At 66.9% G+C, this 6,189-nt stretch carries 9 protein-coding genes; all 9 read left to right on the top strand.

Annotated features, from left to right (window positions below; all coding sequences use genetic code 11):
• The coding region (locus QHF84_RS49955) for a hypothetical protein (RefSeq protein WP_281320757.1) at positions 1 to 321 on the top strand (321 nt) is incomplete at its 5' end.
• An 18-nt stretch (positions 322 to 339) separates the two neighbouring features.
• Positions 340 to 1,287, top strand: a complete 948-nt coding sequence (locus QHF84_RS49950; protein WP_281320756.1) for a Mu-like prophage major head subunit gpT family protein — start codon at positions 340 to 342, stop codon at positions 1,285 to 1,287.
• Positions 1,288 to 1,305: 18 nt separating this feature from the next.
• Positions 1,306 to 1,611: a hypothetical protein gene (locus tag QHF84_RS49945; RefSeq protein ID WP_281320755.1), complete on the top strand. Its 306-nt coding sequence runs from the start codon at positions 1,306 to 1,308 to the stop codon at positions 1,609 to 1,611.
• On the top strand, positions 1,608 to 2,033 hold the full coding sequence (locus QHF84_RS49940; protein ID WP_281320754.1) for a phage protein Gp36 family protein: 426 nt from the start codon (positions 1,608 to 1,610) through the stop codon (positions 2,031 to 2,033). Before QHF84_RS49945 ends, QHF84_RS49940 begins: the two co-directional genes overlap by 4 nt.
• Positions 2,030 to 2,485, top strand: coding sequence for a hypothetical protein (locus QHF84_RS49935; protein WP_281320753.1), 456 nt, complete (start codon positions 2,030 to 2,032; stop codon positions 2,483 to 2,485). Before QHF84_RS49940 ends, QHF84_RS49935 begins: the two co-directional genes overlap by 4 nt.
• A 56-nt stretch (positions 2,486 to 2,541) precedes the next feature.
• Positions 2,542 to 2,991 carry a hypothetical protein gene (locus tag QHF84_RS49930; RefSeq protein WP_281320752.1) on the top strand — a complete coding sequence of 150 codons (450 nt, stop codon included), beginning with the start codon at positions 2,542 to 2,544 and terminating at the stop codon, positions 2,989 to 2,991.
• Entirely contained in the window at positions 2,991 to 5,039 is a 2,049-nt protein-coding gene (locus QHF84_RS49925; RefSeq protein WP_281320751.1) for a DUF2586 family protein, read from the top strand. The genes QHF84_RS49930 and QHF84_RS49925 overlap by 1 nt, the downstream gene beginning before the upstream one ends.
• Before the next feature lie 13 nt (positions 5,040 to 5,052).
• The gene (locus QHF84_RS49920) at positions 5,053 to 5,499 is read left to right on the top strand and encodes a hypothetical protein (protein ID WP_281320750.1); all 447 of its coding nucleotides are present in this window, start codon (positions 5,053 to 5,055) and stop codon (positions 5,497 to 5,499) included.
• A 6-nt stretch (positions 5,500 to 5,505) separates the two neighbouring features.
• Positions 5,506 to 6,189 (top strand): hypothetical protein (locus tag QHF84_RS49915; RefSeq protein ID WP_281320749.1); only part of this gene is annotated, 684 nt, incomplete at its 3' end.

The following is a 6,189-nucleotide window of genomic DNA, read 5'->3' as shown; positions in this document are numbered from 1 at the left end:
ATCGTCTGCGTGGATGCCTCGGGCTACGCGCTCGAGGCAACCGAGGCGGCGGATCTGCGGCCGGTCGGACGAGCCTGCGAGACGAAGGACAACAGCGCGGGCCAGGACGGCGCCGAGCGGATCAACTGCGAGCCGGGGACGTTCCTCCTCCAGAATTCGAGCGGGTCCGACGCGGTCACCATGGCCGATTTCTTGAAGGACGTGTTCCTCGTGAATGGGGGCCGCGTCGCGAGGACGAGCGGCGGGGGAAAGCGCTCCGTGGCGGGAAAGATGATGGGGCTCGACGGGGGCCGCGTGGCGGTCTCCATCGGTCCGCGGTGACGCGAGGAAGGGCGTTCGATGATCATCACGCGTTCAAGCCTGCGGGCGATGTTCAAGGGCTTCCAAATCCTCTTCAAGAGCGGAATGGGCATGGCGGAGCCCTGGGGCTCGAAGGTCGCCCGCACGCTCCCGAGCACGGGCGAGGAAGAGACCTACTCCTGGCTGACCGCGATCCCGGGGCTCCGGCATTGGGTCGGGCCGCGCGTGGTCGAGAACCTCCGATCGCGGAGCTTCACGATCAAAAACAAGCCCTTCGAGAAAACGCTCGGGGTCGAGCGGGAGAAGATCGAGGACGACAAATACGGGATGTATGGGGACTATGCGAGCCTGCTCGGGCAGCAAGCCGCGAAGCATCCCGACGACTGCATCGCGCCCATCCTCCTCTACGGCGAGCAAACGAGCTACCTCGATCCCCTCGTCGGGCCGGTGTCCCTCGTCGTCTACGATGGCCAGCCTGTCTTTTCCGAGGTGCATCCGGTCGATCAAGACGATCCCGATTCGCCCGTCCAGGCGAATTATTACCCCTCGGGGATGGCGCTCACTCCCGAGAATTACGAGATCGTCCGCGCGAACATGCGCTCGCTCGTGGACGTGAACGGCCGGCGGATCGGAATCAAGCCGGACACCCTGATCGTGAGCCCGCAGAAAGAGGGCGCGGCGAAGCGGATCGTCGAAGCCGAGACGATCGCCCGCGGCGGCGCGCAGGAAGACAACATCAATCAGGGGACGGCCGAGGTGCTCGTGATCGATGAGCTGAGCGATTCCCCCGGGGTCTGGTTCCTCGCCATGCTCAAGAATCAGTTGATGCGGCCGATCATCTGGCAGGAACGGCAGAAGCCGCGATTTCAGGCGCTCATGAACGGGAGCGAGTACGCGTTCGTCAATAACCAATACCTCGCGGGGGTCGACTGCCGGGGCAACGCTGCACCGGCAGTCTGGCAGAGCATCGCCAAATGTCGCCCGTAGGGCCCGGAGGGAAGGACGATGATCATCGTTACGTGTGTTCCGCCTCCAGGTTATGACTCGTACCGCTGCGGGTGGCGCGAGGAGGAGCGCGACGGGAAGAAGGTTCGGATCGGGCTCTGCTGGAAGGCCGGGGCGACCGAACTCCCGGATGATGCGTTGACGCGCGAGCAAATCGAAATGCTGAAGCGCGATCCCGGGAAGCGGATCACGGTGCGGGAGCTGCCGGGCGTCGAGCATGGGCGCGAGGCGCGCGGGAAGGCGTCGGGGAAGGAGCTGAGCGAGGCGAAGGGCAAGGCGCCGAAGGAGGGCGGCGAGGAGCCGTGAACACGTACGCCACGCTTTCGCAACTGTACGCGCTCGGCGTGAATGCGGAGGCGCTCGCGCGCGTGCCGGTGACGGATCAGCTCGAAGGGCTCGAGGCGGCTTCGCGGAAAGTCGATACATACCTGGCGGACCTCAATCCGCCGCTTGCGGTCTTCACAGGGGCGATCGTCGAGGCAACGGCGGCGATCGCGGCCTACATGCTCATGTCCGCCTCTGGGTTCGATCCCGAGCACGACGATTCCAAGAACCTGCGGCAGAGGTACCTCGACCAAATTCACTGGCTCGAAGGGCTCGACGGCGGAAAGAAACTTCCGGGCGTGGTGGGGCAATCGGGCACGGGTGGGAAGCGGCTCGGCCCGCGGGTGCGCGCGGCGGAGCTGCGCGGATGGGAACGGGGATGGCGAGGAGGGCGGCGGGCATGAAGCTGTCACGGGTCGCAGGGCGCGGGCTGCGCGAAATGGCGAAGGGGCTTCGAGGTCTCTCGAACGGTTCCCATCAAACGGAGCTGCAGAAGACCCTTGGAAAGGAAGCCGTCGAGCTCGTGCGGGATGGCATCGAATCCGGGAGCTCGCCCGACGGGGACGCCTGGCCGAAGCGTGCGGCGGATGGTGCGCTCGCGCTACAGCCGCTCGCGGCACACGTCGAGTATCGTCCGCTTCCGCCGAACCATTTCGAGTGTGCGGTCGAGGTGCGGGTCAATCACTGGACGGCGCATTTCGCCCAGCGTGGGACCCTTCAGCACGGCGTCATCCATAACCCCGAGCGGCCACTCGTTCCGGATGGCCAACCTCCGCCGGGGTGGATTGCGCGCATCCGCGCGGGCGTGGGTGTCGCCTTCTCCGCGGCGGTGCGGCGCGCGGTCAAGGGGGAATGATGGGCGGCTGGGATGAAACGAGCCTCGGCCGCTTCGCGAAGGAGCTTCACGAGAGAATGAACGTACAGGGCCTCGATCTGGCGATCGGGAAGGACGAGGGGCGCGGGCTCGCCTCGCCCGCGCGGCTGATCGTCTCGGTGCCCGAACATGAGGACCTCGAACCCCCGGCGCAGCAAGGCGGCGCGGGGAAACACGTGTGCGAGGACCGCGTGATCGAAGCGACGTTCACAATCTGGGGGAGTTCGCCCGCGGAGGCCGAAGGGGTTTACCTCCGCCTCCTGCAATCGGTGCGTGAGCTCGGGGTGAGCCGGCGGGCGCGGGGTTATGGGCGCGTTCAGTGGATCGCGGGCGCGGGTCGGGCTGGTTCGGCGGGGGTCAAGGTGGTCGTTCCGATGTCGATCCGCCTCCCGGTGGTGGATGTCGATCTGCGGCATGCGCTGATCCTGAAAGCCTCGGCCGAGGGGGAGACGTCCGCGCCCGATGGCTCGAAACGTGAGGGGTTCTGATGCCGAGCGCTGAAATCACCTTCACCGAATACGGGCCGGCGGGCGAGCCGGCATCCGCCGCGCGGGTGGTCGCCAAGGTGGGCATCTGCTCGGCCGGGTCGAAGAATACCGTTTATGCGTTCGATGTCCCTTCGCCCGTCGCGAAAGCGCTCGGCGAGGGACCGCTCACGGAAGCCACGGCGCAAGCGGTCCGCGTCTCGAAGCAACGCACGCTCGCGGTTCCCATCGAGGCGAGTATTTCGGGCGTCCTCGGTCCGGTGACGCAATCCGGCCCGGGGCCGGCGATCCTACTCTCGGGTGCTCCGACGGATACGGCGTCGGTACGGGTGCGCATCACGAAGAGCGGGCCGCAAGGCGTCGGGCGGTTCCGCGTGTCCATCTCGGGGACGGCGGCGGGCGCGCAGGTGGTTCCGCGCTTCGGGACCGAGCTCGTCATTCCCACACGCAAGGCGGCGGAGGTGACGGGCACGCGGGACCTGTCGCGGCTCGCGTATGCAAAACCGGCCGAGGTCCGCGGGGACAAGGACCTCGGGGCCTCGGGCCTCTACGGGCCGGCGGGCTTGCTCGATGGGAAGACCATCGAGGCGAAGATCAACGGCGCCGAGGTCTCGTGCGTGCTCGAGGCCCCGAAGGATGGGGCCGCGCTGCTCTCGCAATTGTCGAACGCGTTCTCCGCGTGCGTGTTCTCGCTCGGCGTGGGCGCGCGGCTCGTGTGGACCTCGAAGGCGATCGGAAAGGCGGCGACGATCGAGCTGCTCGGCGGCTCTGCGCTCGGCGCGCTCGGCCTGGTGGTCGGCCTGAAGCAGGGCGAGGCGGGGGACCTCGACGGGACGACGCTCGATATGCAGGAAGACGCGGGCGAGGCCCAAACCGTCGAATTCAAAGATCCGCCTGCCGATCCGGCCGCAGTCCTCGCGGTGCTCGGGAAGGTCAACAACGTCGCGGCTTCGCTCGTGGCTCCGGCCTCGAAGCTGCGGCTTGCGAGCAAGACGATCGGCGAGGGGTCGAGGCTCGTGATCCTCGGCGGGAGCGCGCTCGAATTGCTTGGGCTACCGAAAACGGACGTGAAGGGCCGCGAGGCAGACCATAAGATCCCGGGCGTTGGCGTTACGATCCAGTTTCCCGCGGCTGCGTTCGTCAAGGATACCGAATACGCCTTCGCGTGCCATGCGCCGGGCTTCTCCATCGAGGCCGTGATCGAGGCGATCGACAAGCTCGTCCACGTGAAGGCGGATTTCCGGATCCTGCATGTCGTCGGCGAGCTTGCGGACGCTGCGGAAACGAGGGCGCTCGCCGAAGCGCTGGACACAAAGATCGCCGAACTCGAAGCGCTGAAGCGGCCGATCGTCGCGATCATCGGCGCTCCGCTCACCGAGACGGACGAAGCGCTTGCCGCGGCCTTCGAGGGCTTCGTTTCGCGGCGCGTGAGTGTCTGCGCGCGTGGAGCGTGGCTTCGCGGCGGGACGCTCCCGGGGTCCTTCTTGCGCTCGCAATCGTGGGCGGCGGCGTACAAGGCGGCGGCGGTACGGTTTTCGTCGGACCTCGGCAACCACGATGACGGGCCGTTGAAGGAGGTCGACGCGCTTCCGGTGGACGAGGGGCTCGCGACAGTGAAGCTTCGGGCGGCGCGGTTCACGGTCATGGATACGAGCGGCGGAAACGCGTACTTCGCCCGCGGGCTCACCATGGCGGACGAACGGAGCCGCTATCGGGATCTAAACGTGACTCGCGTCATGATCGAGGCGTACCTCGCGGCGCAGCCCATCCTCGATAACGAGATCAACAACGATCCGCCTCTGAATGAGGACGGCACGCTCGAAACGAACACCGCGGGGGCGATTGATCGAGCGGTAACGAACGCGCTGGCAAGCGCGCTGATGCCCGACCACGCGAGCGCGGTCCGGGCGCGCGTCATCCGTACGGACAACATCTTCGAGACGAACTTCCTCCGGGCGACGATGACCGTGGTCCCTCGGGGGCAAATCTACGGGGTCTCGGCGGAGCTCGGGCCCGGGCTATTGACGGATAACGAGGAGGAAGGCGGCTGATATGGGCCAAACCGTGACGACTCCGCGCGGGGAATTCGCTCACGATGATCTCACGATCACGGCGATCCTCCACAATGGCAAGCGGCACACGTTCACCACGTGTTCCTCGATCACCTACGGCAATGGCCTGTCCTCCAGCACGGTCGGCGGGACGCAACCCGGGCCGAAGGCGCACGGGGGCCGGAAAGCCGAGCCGAAATGCGAGATGGAGATTTCTCGCGGCGAGGAGGACGAGCTGCGGGGGAAGCAGGGGGACGGCTGGATCTATCGGACGGTGGATCTACAAATCGTCTATTCGCTCCCGGGCCGGCCGGACATCATCGATCGCGTGGAGACGTGGCTGCCGCTCGGGGATGAAACGTCGTCGCAAACGGGCGATCCATCGATGACGAAGCTCGAAGGGAATTGCCTCAAGGTGATCAAGAACGGGATCGATCCTTTCAAGAAACCGAAGAGCTGAGGGACCATGCGCAAGCTGACGGATGAGGTGCGGGCAGAGCTCCGGCGGACACACGGCGTGAATCTGCGATTGATCGAGGTCGAGGAGCGCGAGGGCGTGGCCGTCGTGGTGAAGCCTCCGACGCGGAAGGCGTGGGCGGCGGCGTTCGATGGGCTCTCCAAACCTGCCGGGCGCCCGGATGCGCTCCACAACCTGCTGATCGATTGCGTCGCCTGGCCGGACGCGACGGCACTCTCGGCCGTGCTCGAGGAAGTTCCGGCGCTCTCCGAGCTCGCCTGGCCTGTGCTGGCCGAGCTGGCGGGGGCGCCCGACGATGAGCTGCAAACGATCCCTCTCGCGAAGCTCGGTTCCGACGACTGGCTCACGCTCGCGGCGGCGGGCCTGGCGGAGGCGAAGTGCGCCGAGCTCGCGGCGGAGGCGCGCGGGCCTTCGCAACGGATCGCGCTGCGGTTGCAGACAGGGCTCTGGTTGCTGAAGTGCCCGAGCTCCTCGCAATACACGGCGGCTCGACGGTTGACCGCGCAAGGGAAGGTCTTCGAGGGGCTCTATCGCCTCTCGCTGAACGCGATCGAATGGCCAACGAGTGAAGCGGTGGCGGCGGCATTCGAGCGCGCGCCGGGGCTCGCGAGCGCCGTCGGTGAGGTCGTGATGGAGCTGGCCGGCGCGGGGGCAAAGCTTCGCGTGGGGGGG

The sequence above is a fragment of the Polyangium sp. y55x31 genome (assembly GCF_029946505.1).
In the GTDB taxonomy this organism is placed as follows: domain Bacteria; phylum Myxococcota_A; class Polyangia; order Polyangiales; family Polyangiaceae; genus Polyangium.
The sequence above is the reverse complement of the archived record's forward strand: the minus strand, read 5'-3'. Positions and strand labels throughout refer to the sequence as shown.

Coding starts and splice junctions, on each gene's coding strand:
- QHF84_RS49950 (WP_281320756.1), top strand. CDS start 340: ATGATCATCACGCGTTCAAGCCTGCGGGCGATGTTCAAGGGCTTCCAA.
- QHF84_RS49945 (WP_281320755.1), top strand. CDS start 1,306: ATGATCATCGTTACGTGTGTTCCGCCTCCAGGTTATGACTCGTACCGC.
- QHF84_RS49935 (WP_281320753.1), top strand. CDS start 2,030: ATGAAGCTGTCACGGGTCGCAGGGCGCGGGCTGCGCGAAATGGCGAAG.
- QHF84_RS49930 (WP_281320752.1), top strand. CDS start 2,542: ATGAACGTACAGGGCCTCGATCTGGCGATCGGGAAGGACGAGGGGCGC.
- QHF84_RS49925 (WP_281320751.1), top strand. CDS start 2,991: ATGCCGAGCGCTGAAATCACCTTCACCGAATACGGGCCGGCGGGCGAG.